Here is an 18,175-nt window from a genome sequence, read left to right as displayed (position 1 = left end):
CGACGTGCTGTACGCCCTACTCGCGGTGGAACACTATGTCGCAGGGGCTGTCGGGATCGATTTCCGCGCACAGGTAGTCGATCGATGAGGCCTGGTACACGGGCAGTTCCAGGAGACGGTCCTGAGACGGCCGAAGCTCGACCGAGTCCAGCTCGTGGGGTCCGGTGGTGCCCAAATCCCATTGCCCGGTCCCAGGGGGGTAGGCCTCGTTGTCCGACAAGTCCGCTGCCGTCAGGTCCGAGGCGCTGTAGGTGCCGTCGGGGCGGAGGGTGACTGTCATGCCGCCGGCGCGCCAGGTGCCGACGACCGTAGCGGCCGACGCCGCCGAGACCTGGTGCAGTCTTGCGGCGTGCGCCGACAGCCCCCAGGCCGATCCGGCGATGGCGACGGGTGCCGCGACCACGACGGCGGCGATCCGCACCCTGATCCCCACCCCGGTTCGGCGCCATCGCGCATTGGCCCGTGCAGGCTCCGGCCGGATCTGAGCGGCTGGCGAGGGGCGCCGAGGCCACAGGGCGAACGTCACCGCTGCCGCCGTGACCGGCACCGGCCAGAAGTAACCGAGCCATACCCCGGCCAGACACCACCCCACCCGCGCTGAGGACCCGGTCCCGCCGAAGCGCGTCGTCGCCTGACCGCCCCAGTGCAGGCCGAAGATCCCGATGCCGACACTCCACGCGGCCCCGACTACCAGGTACCAGTCCCACGCACGGTCTGCTGCCAGAAGGTCGGCGTCACCGGATGACTTCGCGGCGATGCAGGCCAGGCCCAGCAGCACGATGTGCACGACGATGCTGATGACCGCCAGGATCTTGAGCGGCAGCGGTATGAGGGGCTCGTCGTCATCGGCTTTCGCGGGAGTCGTCACGCCTCCAGGATGATCACGGCCCCGGCCCGGCCCTGAGTGCCGGGACCTGCTTTCACACATCCCTTACACCCAGGCGGGCGGACGGTCCGTCAGTCGCGCCGCGCGATGACCCGGTAGGCGTTGGAAAGCTCAAGTCGCCGGATCAAGAACCGGGGCATGACCCGGTCCAGCACCGTCGCCGCCAGCAGCGCCGGGATCCCCGCGATCACCACGGCAGCGCGCGCCGCTCGTTTGAGCTTTCCGGGTCGGCCTGCCAGCCAGGGTGCTTCTTCGCGGGGGGCCAGGGCGTCGAGGGTGAACCAGGTGGCGGCGAGTAGGTCGACGCGGTCGTGGGCTTCGAGGTGGTGTTCGGTCAGGACGGTGAAGCCGAGGGTGGTCAGTCGTTCTCGGAGGTTGGCTGCGGGGATGAAGTGCAGGTGTTGGGGTTGGAGCCAGGGGAGCCAGCGGCGGCCGAGGAGGCGGGAGTAGCGGCTGGCGGCGTCGGGGACTTCGATGAGCAGGTGTCCGCCTGGTCGTAGTGCCTGGTGGGCGGCTTGGAGTTCGAGCCAGGGCTGTTCGCTGTGTTCGAGGTAGTGGAACATGCTGACGACGTCGTAGTGGCCGGTGATGGTGGGTGCGATGTCGGGGAAGTTGCCGCGGTGGCCGTGGCGGACGCGTCCGGCTTTTTCGGCGAGTTCGGCGCCGTCGGTGAAGTCCAGGCCGTCGAAGGCGGTGTGGGGGTGGATGGTTTGTGCGGTGGCGCAGAAGTGGCCGTGGCCGGTGCCGACGTCGAGCCAGGTGGTGGGTCGGGGGTTGTGGGGGGTGAGGGCTTGGGCGCGGCGGCGGTAGGTGGTGGTGCGTCCGGCGAAGAGGTTGGCGGTGTTCTTTTCGCCGAGTCCGTCGTAGAAGTCGCGGTAGTAGAACGCGAGTCCTTCGGGGTTCAGGCGGGGGTTTTGGAAGATGTGTCCGCAGTCTTGGCAGCGGTCGAGGTGGAAGTCGCCGGGTTTGTGTTGGAGCAGGTCTTTGGTGTGCAGGTGTGGTTGTAGTCGGTGGGATTGGCACCAGGGGCATTGGTTTTGGCGGGGGTGGAAGAAGTGGTCGAGGCCGGCTTTGAGGTCGGCTTCGTAGGCGGGTCTTGCTTGGGCGATGGCTTCGGCGGTGGTTTGGGCGCGCCGTGGCGGCCGTTGTTTGGTGGGACCCACGCGGATTGATTAGCACATCTGTGACAAGGGCGCCAGGTCGGTCTTTGAGCTCAGGTCGGTCTTTGGGCTACAGATTTCGTGTCAGGGTCGGAACAGGCGGCTTGTGGACAACTTGTCGTTTCAGGTTTACGACCCGTTATCTTCCGACATCACGTTCGATGTGCCACACTCCCTACCCGTTGGTAACTGTGAGTCAGAGGCCTTACAGCCGCACCGCGCAGGATCGGAGCTGCCATGCCCGTGGCCCGGGATCGACGTGAACTGGTGGTCGGGATCGGTCCGGCCGGTGTGCCGAACGCCCGGCTGGCCGCGGCCGTCGGGCGCGGCGGCGGTGTCGGGGTGGTGGATCTGGGTTCGGGCGGGCGTGCCGCGCGCGAGGCGCTGGCCTCGGCTGCCGAGTGGTGTCCGGAGGGGTTCGGCGTCCGGTGCGCACCGGGCTGCGGCCTTGCCTCCGCCGAGCTCGCGGAGTTCGGCCGGGGCCGGATCGCTCTGGTGGTGCTGGCCGCGGGCGCGCCGTGGGATGCCGGGGAGTTGGCGGCGGCCGGCTACCGGGTCCTGGTCGAGGTGACGAGCGTGGCCGAGGCCCGCGCCGCGGCCGCCGCCGGTGCTCACGGTCTGGTCGCCCGGGGCGCGGAGTCCGGTGGCCGGGTCGGTGAGCTGAGTACGTTCGTGCTGGTGCAGGCCCTGCTGACGCAACCCGGTATGGATCTGCCGGTGTGGGCGGCCGGCGGTATCGGCGAGCACACGGCTGCGGCGGCGGTGATCGGCGGTGCGGCCGGTGTGGTCCTGGATGTGCAGTTGGCGCTGATGCCGGAGGCTGAGCTGCCGGAGCGGGTGTGCGCGGTGCTGCGTGTCATGGACGGCTCGGAGACGGTGCTCGTCGACGGCCACCGGGTCCTGCGTGGTTTCGGCGAGCCCGGCGGCGAGCCGGTCGGCATCGGCCAGGACGGGTTCCTGGCCGCACGCTTCCTCAAGCGCCATCACGACACCGCCGGTGCGGTGCGTGCCGTGGCCGCGGCGATGATCGAGGCGGTCTTGGACGGACACGGCGCCGATCCTCTGCTGCCGGACGCCCCGCTGGCTGCGGCCCTGGGGCTGCGGGTGCCGGTGGTTCAGGGCCCGATGACCCGGGTCAGCGACCAGGCGGCGTTCGCGGCGGCGGTGGCCGAGGACGGGGCGTTGCCGTTTCTGGCGTTGGCGCTGGCCGACGGCGATACGACCCGGGCGATGCTGGAGCAGACCTCGGCGGCGTTGGGGAGCCGTCCGTGGGGCGTGGGGATCTTGGGGTTCGCGCCGGAGCAGGTCCGGGCGGCGCAGCTGGAGGTGGTCCGGCAGGTGGCGCCGGCGTGTGCGATCGTCGCCGGGGGCCGCCCGTCCCAGGCGCGGGTGCTGGAGGACGCCGGGATCGCCACGTTCCTGCACGTGCCCTCGCCGGGGCTGCTGCGGCAGTTCCTGGCCGCCGGGGTGCGCAGGTTCGTGTTCGAAGGGTCGGAGTGCGGTGGTCACACCGGCCCGCGCGGCGGTTTCCCGCTGTGGGAGGCGCAGCTGGGGGTCATCGAAGACTGGATGGCCGAGCAGAACAGCGGCAGCGGCAGCAGCACCAGCAGCGGCAAAGCCAAGGAACCGGCCCCAGCCAAGACCGGGGCCGGTTCTCGTTCCGGTTCTAGTTCCGGTTCTAGTTCTAGTTCTGGTTCTGGTTCCGGTGCTGACACCGGAAGGCCGGCGGGCGCTGTGCAGGTGCTGTTCGCCGGCGGGATCCACGACGCCCGCTCGGCGGCGATGGTCGCCGCGATGGCCCGGCCGGTGGTCGCCGCCGGCGTCCAGGTGGGGGTGCTGATGGGCACCGCCTACCTGTTCACCGAGCAGGCGGTGCGCTGCGGCGCGATCCAGCCGCTGTTCCAGGCCCAGGCGCTGGCCGCACAGGCCACGGCGCTGCTGGAGACCGCACCCGGGCACACCACCCGCGGCCTGGTCAGCCCGTTCACCGCCGAGTTCGGCCGGCTGCGCGAGCAGCTGCACGCCGACGGGGTCCCGCAGCGGCAGGCCTGGGAGCGTCTGGAGCAGCTCAACGTCGGCCGGCTGCGCATCGCCAGCAAGGGCCTGCTGCGCCGGGGCGCCGAACTGATCGGCGTCGGCGAGGACCGGCAGCTGGACGAGGGCCTGTTCATGGCCGGGCAGGTCGCGGTGCTGCGCGACGCCGTCACCACCATCGCCGACCTGCACGCCGACGTCACCGAACAAGCCGGCGCGTTCTACACCGCCCACGCCCAGGCGGCCGCCGAAGCCCTGGCAGCGCGCGCCGACGCAGCCTCTGCAGAACCGGAGCCGCCGGCGCCGTTGGACATCGCGATCGTCGGTATGGCCTGTGTGTTTCCCGGGTCGCCGGATCTGGCGGCGTTCTGGGCGACGGTGCTGGATGGCGCGGACCGGATCGGTGAGGTTCCGGCGAGCCGGTGGGATCCGGAGGTGTTCTTCGATCCCGGGGCGGTCGGGTCCAGGGCGGGCGGGGGTGGGACGCCGTCGAAGTGGGGCGGGTTCGCGCCGTCGATCCCGTTCGATCCGTTGCGGTACGGGATTCCGCCGAAGGCGTTGGGCAGTATCGATCCGGCGCAGTTGTTGGCGTTGGAGGTGGCGCGGCGGGCGTTGGCCGATGCCGGGTTGGACCGGCCCGGTGTGGATCATGAGCGGACGTCGGTGGTGTTCGGTGCCGAGGCCGGCAGTGATCTGTCGAACGCTGGGGTGTTGCGGACGACGTTGCCGGCGTATCTGGGGGTGTTGCCGCCGGAGTTGGATGAGCAGTTGCCGATTCTTTCGGAGGATTCGTTCACCGGGGTGTTGGCGAACGTCATCGCCGGGCGGATCGCGAACCGGCTGGATCTGGGCGGTGCGAACTACACCGTGGATGCGGCGTGTGCTTCGTCGTTGGCGGCGGTGGACATCGCCTGCAAAGAGCTGACGTTGGGCACCAGTGATGTGGTGTTGTGCGGCGGTGTGGACCTGCACAACGGCATCAACGACTTCTTGATGTTCGCCTCGGTGCACGCGCTGTCCCCGACGGGGCGGTCCCGGGCGTTCGACGCCGATGCCGACGGGATCGCCCTGGGTGAGGGTGCGGCGTGTGTGGTGTTGAAGCGGCTCGCTGATGCCGAACGGGACGGCGACCGGGTGTACGCGGTCGTCAAGGGGGTCGGCAGTGCCAGTGACGGGCGTGCGCTGGGGTTGACGGCGCCGCGTCCGGAGGGTCAGCGGCGTGCGTTGCAGCGTTCGTACCGCTCGGCGGGAGTGTCGGCGGCGCGGATCGGGCTGGTGGAGGCGCACGGTACCGGCACCGTGGTGGGCGATCGCACTGAGTTGGGTACGTTGACGGCGCTGTTCTCCGAGGCCGGGGCCGTTCCCGGCGGGTGTGCGCTGGGGTCGGTGAAGTCGCAGATCGGCCACACCAAGTGCGCGGCGGGCCTGGCCGGGCTGGTGAAGACGGCGCTGGCGGTACACACCGGGGTGCGGCCGCCGACGGTCAACATCACGGCGCCCAATCCGGCGTGGTCGGCCGCCGACAGCCCGTTCGGGTTCCGGGCCGCGGCGGCTCCGTGGGCGGTTCCGGCCGGTGAGCGGCTGGCCGGGGTCAGCGCGTTCGGGTTCGGCGGCACCAACTTCCATGTGGTGCTGGCCGGTCACGACCGGGCTGTGGACGTGCGGCACGGCCGCGACGAGTGGCCGGCGGAGCTGTTCGTGTTCCGCGGCGCTGACCGGGCCGCCGCGCACCGCGCCGTCAACGGCCTGTTGGCGCGGATGGCGCCGAGCGCCGCGCAGATGCCGTGGCGGCTGCGTGATCTGGCGTTGGCGGCGGCGCGCGCCGCCGATACCGCCGCCGACACCGGTGCCGGTGCCGGTGCCGGCCGGGCTTGGGTGGCGCTGGTCGCCTCGGACCTGGAGCATCTGCGTGTGCTGGCGCAGCGTGCGCTGGCAGGGGAGCACGATCCTGCCGCCGGGCTGTATCAGCCTGACGATGACGGGTACTTCGGGCCTGGTGCCGTGCACGGTGGTGGTACGGCGTTGTTGTTTCCGGGGCAGGGCAGTCAGCGGCCGGGGATGCTCGCTGAGATGTTCGTGGCGTTCCCGGAGTTGCAGCGGTATGTGCGCTCAGCGCAGCAGTGGGACCAGGTGTTGAATCCGCCGAAGGCGTTCGATGCCGGCAGCGCCGCCGAGCAGGATCTGCGGATCCGTGACACGCGGGTCGCGCAGCCGCTGCTGGGTGTGGCGGGGCTGGCGATGGATCATCTGCTGCGCAAGCTCGCCGTCGTGCCGGATGCGGTCGGCGGCCACAGCTACGGCGAGCTGGTGGCGTTGGCCTCTGCCGGGGTGTTCGATGCCGAGGCGCTGCTGGCGGCCAGCTCTGCCCGGGCCGCGGCGATCCTGGACGCCGCCGGCGAGGATCCCGGTGCCATGGCCGCTGTCGCGGCTGGCGCCGATGAGATCGCGGCGGTGCTGGAGGCGCACGGTTTGGCCGGTGCGGTGGTGGCGGCGAACCAGAACTCGCCGAAGCAGGTGGTGATCTCCGGCGCCACCGAGGCGGTGCGGCAGGCGGTGGTGCGGCTGCGTGAGGCCGGGTACGGCGCCAAGCCCATCCCGGTGGCGTGCGCGTTCCACAGCCCGCTGGTCGCCGCGGCCGGTGAGGCGTTCGGGCGGGTGCTGGCGCGGATGCCGGTGCGTGCGCCGGAGGTGCCGGTGTGGGCGAACCGCACTGCCGCACCCTACGGGCCCGGCGCTGATGATGTGCGGGCCGAGTTGGCCGCGCAGATCGGTGCGCCGGTGCGGTTCGCCGACCAGATCGAGGCGATGTACGCCGCGGGGATCCGGGTGTTCGTCGAGGCCGGGCCCGGCAAGGTCCTGACCCGGCTGGTCGGCGCGATCTTGAAGGACCGCCCGCACCAGACGGTGGCCTGCGAGCCGGGCAGCGGCGCCGGGCTGGGCGGGTTCCTTGCCGCGGTGGCGCAGCTGGCCACGTCCGGGGTGGCGTTGCGCACCGGCTGGCTGGTGGAGGGCCGGGACGCCGTGGACGCCGCCACCGCCACGCCGCAGCCCAGACCCGGCTGGCTGCTCGACGGCCATCTCGTGCGCACCGCTGACGGACAGTGCCTGCCCGGCGGCCTGGCCCCGGCCCGCCGCATCCAGCTGAAGGGGACCACCGTGACGTCCGACCCCGTGACCGACCCCGTGACCGGCGCAGCGGCCGATGCGCTGCTCACCGAGTTCCTGAAGACCAACCGCGACATGATCGCCGCCCAGCGCGATGTCATGCTCGCCTACCTCGGCACCGCGCCGGCCGGCCCTCTGGTGTGGCAGGACAGCCCGGGCGCGGCGGCACCGCTGACGCTGCCGGCGTTGGCGGCGGCTCCGGAACCGGCACCAGTGGTGGTCGTCGCACCCGATACCCCCGCGTCGCCTGCGCCCGGCGACGCCGCCGATGTGCTCGGCACGATCCTGGCGACGATCAGCGCCCGCACCGGATACCCGCCGGACATGATCGAACCCGATCTCGACCTCGAGGCCGACCTGAGCATCGACTCGATCAAACGCACCGAGATCGCCGGGGAGCTGGCCGAGCGCCTGGGCCTTTCCACCACCGGCCTGGCCGAGGAGAAACTGGAGGACCTGGCCAAGGCCCGCACGGCGCGCGCCATCGCCGACTGGCTGGAAGAACACCTCGACACCGGCGCCGGCACCGGTACCGAAACGGAGCCGCAGCCCGGGTCTCTCGCCGACCCGGAGCCGCCGGAGCCTGCGAGCCCGCCCGAGAGTTCGACCGGCAGTCCGGCCGAGAGCCCGGGCCTGCTCAGTGCTCCGAAGCGGTTCCTCATGCAGGAACAAGACCACGCCTTCCCCCAAAGCCCTGATGTGAGCATCCTGTCCGGGACCCGCCTGGTGATCCTCGGCACGGACGGCGCCGAAGACCTCGCACAAGCCCTCGTGGCCGAACTCGGCGGCCTCGGCGCGGCCGTGCAGATCCGCCAGGACTGCGACAGCGGTGATGACAGCTCCGGCTCCGGCATCGACGGGATCGTGTATCTGGGAGCCCTGGGCGCGGGAGAAGACGACAAGCCGCGGCTGCTGCCGGCCGGATTCGCCACCATCAAGCAGGCGCTGAGCACGGCGCCGCGCTGGTTCATCGCCGCCACAGCCGGCCAGGACCGCGTCGGCGCCGCCGGGCTCGCCGGACTGTGGCGCAGCATCGGCCGGGAGTACCCGGCGATCAGCGCGCGCCTGGTCGGCATCGCCCCGGACGCCGCTGCCGAGGACGCGGCGACGCAGCTCGTCGAGGAGATCGTCGCGGTGGATCCCGAGCCGGTGGTGGTCCGCCGCGCCGGGCGGCGGTCGCGGATCGCCGCGGTGGAGGCGCCGCTGGGGGCGTTGGCCGCTGCCGGTGCCGGGCCTGCCGGGGACGGCGCCGCCGAAGCCGAGGCCCTGGGCCTGGACCGGCAGTCGGTGGTGGTGCTGGTCGGCGGCGCGCGCGGCATCACCGCGCACATCGCCGAAGCCCTGGCCGCGGCATGCCGGTGTCGGATCGAGCTGCTGGGCCGCACCCCGCTGCCGGAGGGCCCGGAACCGGCTGCGATCGCCGCGGCCGGTGATGCGGCGGCGATCCGGGCCGCGCTCATCGACACCGGGGTCAGTGCCCCGGCGCAGATCGAGAAGCAGACCGCGGCGATCCTGGCCGGCCGTGAGGTGGCCGCGACCCTGGCGCGGGTGCGGGCGCTGGGTGCGGCGGCGCGGTATCACAGCGTGGACGTGCGAGGCGGTGAGGCGCTGCCGCAGCTGTTGAAGGCCATCCACTCCGAACACGGCCGCCTGGACGCGGTCGTGTATGCCGCCGGTGTCATCGAGGACAAACTCATCGCCGACAAAGACCCCGAGTCCTTCGCGCGGGTGTTCGCCACCAAGACCGACGGTGCGCGTGCGCTGCTGGCGGGCCTGGACGATCTGCCGGAGCGGCCCCGGTACACGGTGCTGTTCGGCAGCATCGCCGCGGCGTTCGGCAACCGCGGCCAGGCCGACTACGCCGCCGCCAACGACGCCCTGCAAACCCTCGGCGCCGCCTGGTCGCAGCACACCGGCGCGCATTGCCTGACGGTGCACTGGGGTCCGTGGGCGCCGTCGGCCGAGCACGGCGGCATGGTCACGCCGCATCTGGCGCAGGCCTACCGCAGACGCGGCATCGAGTTGATCGACCCGGAGGAAGGGGCGTTGGCGCTGCTGCGGGAGCTGGCCTGGGGCCCGGGTGCGGGCTCGGTGCTGTACACGGCTTCGCGATGGTGAGCGTCCAGGCGGTGCCGGTCGCGATCGTGGGGATGGCGGTGCTGCTGCCCGGCGCCGCCGACCTGGACGGCTACTGGCGCACCCTGCGCGCCGGCACCGACTGCATCACCGAGGTCCCCGCCCACCGGTGGGACGCCGGCCTGTACGACCCGGACGCCGACTCCTCACGCCCGGACCGGATCTACTGCCGCCGCGGCGGGTTCGTCGACGCCCTGGCCGACTTCGATCCCCTGGACTTCGGGATCATGCCGGACTCGGTCGGCGGCGCCGAACCGGACCAGCTGATCGCCTTGCAGGTGGCGGCGCGCGCCATCGCCGATGCCGGGGGTCCGCGGCGGCTGCCGGAGCGGGACCGCATCGGGGTGATCCTGGGCCGTGGCGGCTACCTGACGCCTGGGCTGGTGCGTCTGGACCAGCGGGTCCGTACCGCCGGGCAGCTGCTGCACACTCTGCGGGAGCTGATGCCGCAGTTGGATGCGCGTCAGGGTGAGGCGATCCGGCGGGCGTTCACCGAGGCGTTGGGCCCGAACCGTCCTGAGGCGGCGATCGGGCTGGTGCCGAACCTGGCGGCGTCGCGCATCGCCAACCGTCTGGATCTGCGCGGCCCGGCGTACACCGTCGACGCCGCCTGCGCGTCGTCGCTGGTCGCGGTCGATCAGGCGGTGGCCGAACTGATGTCGGGACGCTGCGACGCGGTGCTGGCCGGCGGGGTGCATCACTGTCACGACATCACGTTGTGGAGTGTGTTCAACCAGCTGGGGGCGCTGTCGCGGTCCGGGCGGATCCGGCCGTTCCACCGTGGCGCCGACGGCATCCTCATCGGTGAGGGCACCGGCGTCGTGGTGCTCAAACGGCTGCCCGACGCCCGTGCGGCCGGTGACCGGGTCTATGCGGTGATCCGCGGCACCGGTGTGGCCAGCGACGGCAAAGCCGCGAGCCTGGTGAACCCGGAGCCGGCCGGGCAGATCCGGGCCGTGCGCGCCGCCTGGGCCGCTGCCGGGCTGGATCCGCGCGCCGCCGACTCGGTGGGCCTGCTGGAGGCACACGGCACCGCCACCCCCGCCGGAGACCGGGCCGAGTTGGCCACCATCGCAGAAACCTTCGGCCCGCCCGGTGGCGGCACCGACGCCGGGGCCGGGGCCGCGCCGGTGCTGGGGTCGGTGAAATCGATGATCGGGCACACCATGCCCGCCGCCGGAGTCGCCGGCCTGGTCAAAGCCGCGCTGGCCGTGCACCATGGCGTGCTGTTGCCGACGCTGCACTGCGAGGATCCGCACCCGGAGCTGAAGAACACCCGGTTCCGGACCCTTTCGGCCTGCGAGCCGTGGCCGCAGACCTCGACACCGCGGCGGGCCGGCGTCAACGCGTTCGGATTCGGCGGGATCAACGCGCACGTCGTCCTGGAGGCGGCACCGCCGCAGCCACGGCGCCACCACAGCACAACCGGCACCACAACCGGCGGCAGCACACCAGGCACCGGGGCAGCGGTGGCGGAGCGGGAAGTGCGGCTGGCGGCCGCCGACCCGGACACCCTGGCCCGGATGCTCGACGCCGCCGAAGCCGCCCCCGATCTCGACCCCGGATCCGTCACCGGCCACCTCGTGCCGCGCGGCAGCGGCCGATACCGGCTGGCGATGGTCGCCCCCACACCGCGGGCGTTCAAACTGGCGCGGCGTGTCATCGCCCAAGACCGGCCCTGGCGAGGCCGCGGCGACGTGTGGTTCACCGGACGGCCGCTGCTCGCCGACACCGACGGCGGCCGGCGCATCGCGTTCATCTTCCCCGGCCTGGAAGTCGGCTTCGCCCCGCGCGTCGAGGACATCGCCGAACAACTCGGCACCGAACACGGCACCGGCAGCGTCGGCTCCCACGGACTCGGCGTGTTCCTCCTCGGGCGGCTCCTGGAACAAACACTGCGGCGCATCGGCATCCAGCCCGCCGCAGTAGCCGGACACAGCGTCGGAGAATGGACCGCGATGGCCGCCGCCGGCATGTTCGCCGGAGGCGCCGTCGATGAGTTCATCGCCGGTTTCGACCCGGACTCCATGCGTGTACCCGGACTGGCCTTCGGCGCCATCGGAGCCGGCGCCGACCGCGTCACCGCACTGCTGCCGCGCTACTGCGGCATCGAACTGTCCCACGACAACGCACCCAACCAATGCGTGGTGTGCGGGCCGGAAGAACCCATGACGCGGCTGCTGGCTGAACTGCGGCACTCCGGCGTGCTGTGCCAGGTGCTGCCGTTCCGCTCCGGCTTCCACACCCCGATGCTGCAGCCGTACCTCGACCCGATCCTCACCGCGTTCGAAGGCTTCGACCTGCAGCCGCCGACCGTTCCGGTGTGGTCGGCCACCACCGCCGCACCGTTCCCGAACGACCCCGAGCAGGTACGCCAGCTGTTCATCCGGCACCTGCTGGAACCCGTCCGGTTCCGGCACATGATCGACGCGATGCACGCAGACGGGATCCGCGCGTTCATCCAAGTCGGCACCGGAGCCCTGGCCACCCTCATCAGCGACATCCTCGGCGAGCGCGACCACCTGGCCATCGCCGCCAACACCCCCAACCGCGACGGCATGGCCCAGCTGCGGCGCGTCACCGCCGCCCTGTGGGCCGAAGGATTCACCACCGGCGAACTCCACGGCACACCCGAACCCGCCCCGGCACGCGCCGGCACCACCATCCGCCTCGACCTCGGCACACCCCTGATCAGCCTCGGCGACAAAGCCGCGACGCTCGCGCTCGCGCCGGCCACCGCCGAGTTGGCCCAGCTGGACAACATCGCCGACCAGCACCCCGTAGCCGGGCAGGTCGCGCAGCTGCTGCGGGAAACAGCGGCCAGCACCAGCGCCGTGCTGGCCGCACGCCAGCAGCAGCACAACGGCGCGCGCCGACCCGAACCCGGCGCCACACCGGTGCCGACAGCAGCACCGGCGCCGTCGCCGCTGCGGGAAGTTGCCGGTGCCGGTGTGGCTGAGCGGCGGATCAGGCTGGCTGTGGACACCGTGTCGATGCCGTATCTGCTCGACCACTGCTTCTACCCGCAGCGCGACGACTGGCCCGATGTCACCGACCGGTTCCCGGTCGTACCGGCCACCACGGTCATCGCGCACATGATGGACGCCGCCGGCCCCGCGGCGATCGCGGTCCGCGACGCCCGGTTCGACCAGTGGACCGCTGCCGCGCCGCCGATCACCGTCGAGGTCACTTCCCGGCCGCGCCCGGACGGCGCCGTCGATGTCGAATTCGGCCGCTACGCCCGCGCCGTCGTGGAAACCGGCCCCGCATACCCGGCGCCGCCGGCGCCGTGGCCCGTCGAGGCCGCAAGTGAGCGTGCGCCGTCGATCGCCGCGCGGGTGCTGTATGAGGACCGGTGGATGTTCCACGGGCCGCTGTTCCAGGGCGTGCAGGAGCTGACCGCGATCGGGGATCGGCATGTGCGGGGGGTGATCGCCGCGCTGCCGACGCCCGGTGCCGTGCTGGACTGTGTCGGGCAGCTTCTCGGGTACTGGGTGATGGACACGCTGCCGGAGCGGACCGTGGTGTTCCCGATGGGGATGAAACACATCGTGTTCCACGGCCCGGCACCGGCAGGGCCCGTGCAGTGCCACATCCGGATCCGGGACGTGCACGAGGCCACCGTCGTCGCCGACGCCCAACTCGTGGCGGCCGGGCGGGTGTGGGCGCGGATCGTCGGCTGGACCGACCGCCGGTTCGGCAGCCACCCCGACACCCGGGCCGTCGAGCACGACCCCGGTGGTGCGCTGCTGGCGCAGCCGCAGCCCGGCGGCTGGTTCGCCGTGTTCGACCGGTGGAGCGATCCGGCCTCGCAGCAGCTGCGGATGCGCGGCTACCTCGGCGCCGCCGAACGTGAGGTGTTCGGCGCGCGGCCGCCGCGGGGACGGCGGCAGTGGCTGCTGGGGCGCATCGCCGTGAAAGACGCCGTCCGGCGCGCGATGTGGGACGCCGGGGCGCCGCCGAAGGTGTTCCCGGCGCAGATCAGCGTCGGCAACGACGACGCCGGGCGGCCGTTTGTCGCCGGCATGCACGGCACGGTGCTGCCGCCGCTGGCGGTGTCGGTGGCGCACACCGGCGACGTCGGCGTCGCCATCGCCCGCCCCGGCACAGGCACAGGCACTGGCGGTGATGTGCTGGTCGGGATCGATGTGGAGCAGGTCGTGCCGCGTGATGAGGCGACCGTGGACTTCGCGCTGTCGGAGGCGGAGAAGACGATGCTGCACCGACTCGCCGACAGCGGCGCCGATGGTGGCGGCGACGGCGGCGCCGATGTGTGGTTCGCGCGGCTGTGGACCGCCAAAGAAGCCGTCGGCAAAGCCCTGGGCACCGGCCTGGCCGGCGACCCGCGGCGCTTCACCGTCGCCGAGTGCACCGCCACCGGCGCCGTCGTCACCGTCCGCGGCGACGCGCGCCGTTTCCCGGTGCGCCTGTACCAGCTGGCCAACCCCGACGACCTTCCCGCCAGGACCTACATCGTTGCCGTCACCGACAACCCTTAAAAGGAGAGCTACCCGTGAGCACCCAGACCCCGCACACCGGCGCGCCCACGGTGTTCGCCGAAATCGCCGCCATGCTCGCGGCGATCCTGGACGAGTACGGCCTCGACGACATCCTCATCGCCCCCGACAGCCGCTTCCACGACGACCTGGAGCTGGAAAGCATCGACCTGGTCGCGCTGGCCGGCAATCTCGCCGAACGGTACGGCGAACGCGTCAACCTCGCCGAGTTCATCGCCGACCTCGGCCTGGAGGAGATCATCGACCTGACCGTCGGGCAACTCGTCGACTACGTCACCGCGGCGCTGGCCGCGGCCGAAGTGAACTGACCGCGATGCCCGCCACCATCGCCAACGGGATCCGCCAGAACCACGAGGTGCTGCTGCCGCGGGAAGGCGCCGAAGACCCGCCGACCATCGTGTGTGTCCACGGCATCCTCATCGACAGCCTCGCCAGCTACTACTTCACCATCGCCGCCGCGCTGCGCGACGCCGGATTCCGGGTCGTGCTGTACGACCTGCGTGGACACGGCAAAACCGAACAGCCGCCGTCCGGATACCGGCTGGACGACTTCGTCGAGGACCTGGCCGGGCTGCTGGACGCCCTGGGTATCCGGCAGGCGTGCCTGCTCGGGAACTCCTTCGGCGGCACCGTCGCCTACGGCCTGGCCGCCCGCCACCCGCACCGCGTCACCGGCATCACCGCCATCGAATCCGAACCGGCGACCCCGGCCTGGTCGGTCAAGATGGCCGGCAACCTGCACAAGGCAGCCACCCGGCTGGGCACGTTCGAAGCCACCGCCTGGATCACCGCACGCTACGGCCGCGACCTGGCCCGCCGCGCCAAACGCGCCGCACGGCTGCTGGCGGCCAGCACCTTGGAGAAGGACCTGCCCCAGGGAGCGGTGCTGGCCCCGGCCGACATCGCCGCCATCGCCTGCCCCACGCTGGCGCTGTACGGGTCGAAAAGCGACCTGGCGGACCAGGTGGGGTATCTGCGGGCGCTGATGCCGCGCTACGAGGCGGTGGTGCTGCCGGGGCTGGAGCATTCGGTGCTGGTGGAGGCACCGGATCGGGTGCTGGACCTGATTCTGGGGTGGCTCAAGGAGCAGCGGCTCGGCGAACAGGGATCGCTGTGAGCGGCGCAGAGACAGTCGGCACGGAGACAGTCGGCACAGCGGCAGCCGGCGAGGACCCGGCCGGGGCGGCAGCGCGAATGGCCGGGCTCGCCGCAGCGGGGGCCGGGCGGCCGGGGCGGTTCCTCATCGTCGTACCCCCGCTGGTCGGCCACATCAACCCGGCCGTCGGCGTCGCCCGCGCACTGGCCGCCCGCGGCCACCACGTCGCCTGGGCCGGACACCCCGAGACCATCACCGGCCTGGCAGGACCCGATGCCACCGTGGTTGCCTGCGCACTGCCCGGCCGCAACGGCGCCCCGGTGCAGCGCCCCGCCGACCTGCGAGGACCGGCGGCGTTGAAGTTCCTGTGGGAGACGTTCCTCATCCCGCTGGCCGAAGCGATGATCCCCGGCGTGTCGGCGGCGGTGGAGGCGTTCGAACCCGACGTCATGCTCGTCGACCAGCAGGCCGTCGCCGGCGCCGTCGTGGCCATGCGGGCCGGCATCACCTGGGCCACCTCGGCCACCACCGCCGCGGAGTTGGCCAACCCGCTGGCGGCCATGCCGAAAGTCGACGCCTGGGTCAGGGAACTGCTGCTCGACCTGGAGATCCGCAACGGACTGGCCACCACCGCCGACCACCAGCGGTACCAGAACACCTACGGCGACCTGCGCTTCTCACCACAGCTGGTGCTGGCATACAGCACCGCCACACTGTCCGGCGACGTCGAAGCACTGCACGACAGGCTCCGCTACGTCGGCCCGTCGATCACCACCCGCCCCACCGACCCGGCGTTCCCCTGGCACCGCCTGCCCACCGACCGCCGCCTGATCTTCGCCGGCGTCGGAACCGCGAACGCCGACGCCGGCGGCGCATTCCTCACCGCCTGCGCCGAAGCGATCGGCGCCCGACCCCACCTGTTCGGCATCATCGCCGACCCCGCCGAGGCCCTGACCACACCACCGGACAACGTGCTCGCCATAGCGCACGTGCCGCAGCTGGACGTGCTGGCGCGCGCCGCCGCCGCGATCTGCCACGCCGGACAGAACACCGTGTGCGAGGCGCTGTATCACGGAGTACCGCTGGTCCTGGCGCCGATCCGCGACGACCAGCCGGTGGTCGCACAGCAGGTCGCGAACGCCGGAGCCGGGGTGAGGATCCGGTTCGCACGCGCCGGCGCGGCACAGGTCGGCGCCGCGCTGGATCAGGTCCTCGACGAGGCGCGCTTCGCGGCCGCGGCCCGGCGGGTCGCCGATTCGTTCCGGGCAGCCGGGGGAGCCGGGGCGGCGGCAAGTTATCTGGAGTCGCTGCTGCCGGCGTGGCAGGTGGTTGGCTGACGGCCGGGGGAGTCCGCGCTGCCGGCCTGGTTGTGCGGCGCGCGCCTCATCAGGCAGGGGCTCGGTGCTACTTCTTGCCGGCCTTGGCTGTCTTCGCCGACTTCTTCGCAGCCTTGGCGGTCTTCGCAACCTTCGCAACCTTCGCTGACTTGGCTACCTTGGCCGGCTCGGCTGTCTTCGCTGGCTTCGCCGCTTTCGATGCCTTCGATGCCTTGGCCGACTCGGCCGGCTTCGCAGCCTTGGCCTGCTTGGCAGGCTTCTCCTTCGCCGGGGCCGCCATTTCCTTGGCCGCCGCCTTCGAAATCTTCTTCTTCGCGGCCTTGACCGGCTTCTGCGCCACTTCCTCGACCGGCTTTTCAGCGGCGGCCTTGGCAGCCTTCTTCTCCGCAGCCTTGTCCTTCTTCACCTTCGCCGGCTTCACCGCATCCTGCGCGGCCGGCTCGGCCGACTCGGCCACCGGGCTCGGCGTGCCGTCGCTCACCTGGGACCGGAACGTCTGCCCGGCGTGGAACCGCGGCGCGACACCGGCCGGTACCTGGATCGCCGCGCCGGTGCGCGGGTTGCGTCCGATCCTCGCGGCGCGCGCCACGGTGTCGAAGGTGCCGAAGCCGAGGATCTGCACGCGGTCGCCGGCGGCGACGTGGCTCATGATGACGTCGAACACTGCGTCGACGTACTGGCGGGCGTCGGCGTCGGCGCCGTTCAGTCGGGCGGCCACCTCGGCGGCCACGTCGGCCTTGTTCACCATGGATTCCCCTCCGGTTTCACTGAAGTCCATCTGTGGTTCGGCACCGTAGCAGGCGAAAGTGTCCAGAAGGTGCCGTGCCGTGTCGTGGTGCCCGCTTCGCGGGTGTGGTGGGCATTCGATGTCTTACGATGTCCGAGGATTCTGGTTCGTTTCGGACCCCACGCCTTCGACAGGAGCCGCTCCCATGGCCGAGCCGGTCACCACCCTCGTTTCGCGGTTCAGTGCCCCGCAGGCCACGGCCACCGACTGGGCCATCACCCGGCAGGCGGTGGAAGGCTCCGAGCTGTTCTGGCTCACCACCGTGCGGGCCGACGGCCGGCCGCATGTGACGCCGGTCGTCGCGGTCTGGTTCGACGACGCGCTGTGGTTCTGCACCGGCGCGCACGAGCAGAAGTTCGCCAACCTCGGCGGCAACGAGCACGTGGTGCTCACCACCGGCTGCAACGGCTGGGACGGCGGACTGGACGTGGTCGTCGAGGGCCAGGCGGTGCAGGTCGGCGACGAGACGGTCCTGAAGGCGGTCGCCGAGGCGTACACGTCACGGTGGGACGGGCGCTGGCAGTACAGCGTCGCCGAGGGCCGGTTCCACAACCCGCAGGCCGGCGGCGGTGAGGCGCTGGTGTTCCGGGTGGCGCCGGTGAAGGTGTTCGCCTACGCCAAGGGCGATCCGTTCGGCGCCACCCGCCATCTGTTCGGCTGAGAAGGCGCGGCTTCGCCCCCGGCGCGCGCGCCGACTGATTTCTTCGGGTACATGCGCTGCTGCTCCGTGCCCAGTGGCGGATCGGTGTGTTCCTGGCAGGGTAGGCACTGTCAGCACTCGGCACCTGGCACCCGTGTGGACGGAATATTGAAGTTTCAACTACCGTTGGAGCCAGGTGACCGTGACTCGGCCCCGATCCGACCCCTGGAGGCTGCCGTGCCTGCTGTGACCGTAGAGAACCCGCTGGCGCTGCCCCGCATCGCCGCTGTCGCCCCGGACGCGCTGCCCCGGCCGGTCCATACCGTGGCGACCGCGCCGTCCGGCTTCGAGGGTGAGGGCTTCCCCGTGCACCGGGCATTCGCCGGGATCCGCAGCGAGTACCTGGACCCGTTCATC

Annotated in this window: 9 protein-coding genes and 1 pseudogene; 7 read left to right on the top strand and 3 right to left on the bottom strand. The window is 71.8% G+C overall.

The window, feature by feature from the left end; genetic code table 11:
* Positions 1–16 precede the first annotated feature (16 nt).
* Together ABH926_RS31185 and ABH926_RS31180 are read right to left on the bottom strand one after the other, a co-directional pair.
* The gene (locus ABH926_RS31185) at positions 17–868 is read right to left on the bottom strand and encodes a hypothetical protein (RefSeq protein WP_370369467.1); all 852 of its coding nucleotides are present in this window, start codon (positions 866–868) and stop codon (positions 17–19) included.
* Between the two features lie 89 nt (positions 869–957).
* Positions 958–2,055 (bottom strand): class I SAM-dependent methyltransferase, encoded by a 1,098-nt coding sequence (locus ABH926_RS31180; protein WP_370369688.1) that lies wholly within the window; start codon positions 2,053–2,055, stop codon positions 958–960.
* Between the two features lie 228 nt (positions 2,056–2,283).
* On the opposite strand from ABH926_RS31180, the gene ABH926_RS31175 reads away from it, so the two are divergent.
* The 5 genes from ABH926_RS31175 (at position 2,284) to ABH926_RS31155 (ending at position 16,331) form a co-directional block, all read left to right on the top strand.
* Positions 2,284–9,363: an SDR family NAD(P)-dependent oxidoreductase gene (locus ABH926_RS31175; RefSeq protein WP_370369465.1), complete on the top strand. Its 7,080-nt coding sequence runs from the start codon at positions 2,284–2,286 to the stop codon at positions 9,361–9,363.
* Positions 9,357–13,880 carry a beta-ketoacyl synthase N-terminal-like domain-containing protein gene (locus ABH926_RS31170; RefSeq protein ID WP_370369464.1) on the top strand — a complete coding sequence of 1,508 codons (4,524 nt, stop codon included), beginning with the start codon at positions 9,357–9,359 and terminating at the stop codon, positions 13,878–13,880. Before ABH926_RS31175 ends, ABH926_RS31170 begins: the two co-directional genes overlap by 7 nt.
* A gap of 14 nt (positions 13,881–13,894) precedes the next feature.
* The gene (locus tag ABH926_RS31165; protein WP_370369463.1) at positions 13,895–14,206 is read left to right on the top strand and encodes an acyl carrier protein; all 312 of its coding nucleotides are present in this window, start codon (positions 13,895–13,897) and stop codon (positions 14,204–14,206) included.
* A 5-nt stretch (positions 14,207–14,211) separates the two neighbouring features.
* A complete protein-coding gene (locus ABH926_RS31160; protein ID WP_370369462.1) occupies positions 14,212–15,015 on the top strand; it encodes an alpha/beta fold hydrolase in 804 nt (267 codons plus the stop codon).
* Positions 15,016–15,092: 77 nt separating this feature from the next.
* Positions 15,093–16,331: a glycosyltransferase gene (locus ABH926_RS31155; protein ID WP_370369687.1), complete on the top strand. Its 1,239-nt coding sequence runs from the start codon at positions 15,093–15,095 to the stop codon at positions 16,329–16,331.
* Positions 16,332–16,398: 67 nt separating this feature from the next.
* Here ABH926_RS31155 and ABH926_RS31150 read toward each other — a convergent pair whose 3' ends face one another.
* Positions 16,399–17,079 (bottom strand): HU family DNA-binding protein, encoded by a 681-nt coding sequence (locus ABH926_RS31150; protein ID WP_370369461.1) that lies wholly within the window; start codon positions 17,077–17,079, stop codon positions 16,399–16,401.
* Between the two features lie 184 nt (positions 17,080–17,263).
* Here ABH926_RS31150 and ABH926_RS31145 point away from each other — a divergent pair, with 184 nt between their 5' ends.
* Both ABH926_RS31145 and ABH926_RS31140 read left to right on the top strand, forming a co-directional pair.
* Positions 17,264–17,779 carry a pyridoxamine 5'-phosphate oxidase family protein gene (locus tag ABH926_RS31145; protein ID WP_370369459.1) on the top strand — a complete coding sequence of 172 codons (516 nt, stop codon included), beginning with the start codon at positions 17,264–17,266 and terminating at the stop codon, positions 17,777–17,779.
* A 216-nt stretch (positions 17,780–17,995) separates the two neighbouring features.
* Positions 17,996–18,175: pseudogene (locus tag ABH926_RS31140) on the top strand (pirin family protein); the annotation flags it as partial.

The organism is Catenulispora sp. GP43, from assembly GCF_041260665.1.
GTDB lineage: Bacteria > Actinomycetota > Actinomycetes > Streptomycetales > Catenulisporaceae > Catenulispora.
This window is presented reverse-complemented; position numbering and strand designations above follow the sequence as displayed.

What these genes read in the sequence shown, in the direction of transcription:
- ABH926_RS31175 (WP_370369465.1), top strand. Translation starts at nt 2,284, where the DNA reads ATGCCCGTGGCCCGGGATCGACGTGAACTGGTGGTCGGGATCGGTCCG.
- ABH926_RS31170 (WP_370369464.1), top strand. Translation starts at nt 9,357, where the DNA reads ATGGTGAGCGTCCAGGCGGTGCCGGTCGCGATCGTGGGGATGGCGGTG.
- ABH926_RS31160 (WP_370369462.1), top strand. Translation starts at nt 14,212, where the DNA reads ATGCCCGCCACCATCGCCAACGGGATCCGCCAGAACCACGAGGTGCTG.
- ABH926_RS31155 (WP_370369687.1), top strand. Translation starts at nt 15,093, where the DNA reads ATGGCCGGGCTCGCCGCAGCGGGGGCCGGGCGGCCGGGGCGGTTCCTC.
- ABH926_RS31150 (WP_370369461.1), bottom strand. Translation starts at nt 17,079, where the DNA reads ATGGTGAACAAGGCCGACGTGGCCGCCGAGGTGGCCGCCCGACTGAAC.
- ABH926_RS31145 (WP_370369459.1), top strand. Translation starts at nt 17,264, where the DNA reads ATGGCCGAGCCGGTCACCACCCTCGTTTCGCGGTTCAGTGCCCCGCAG.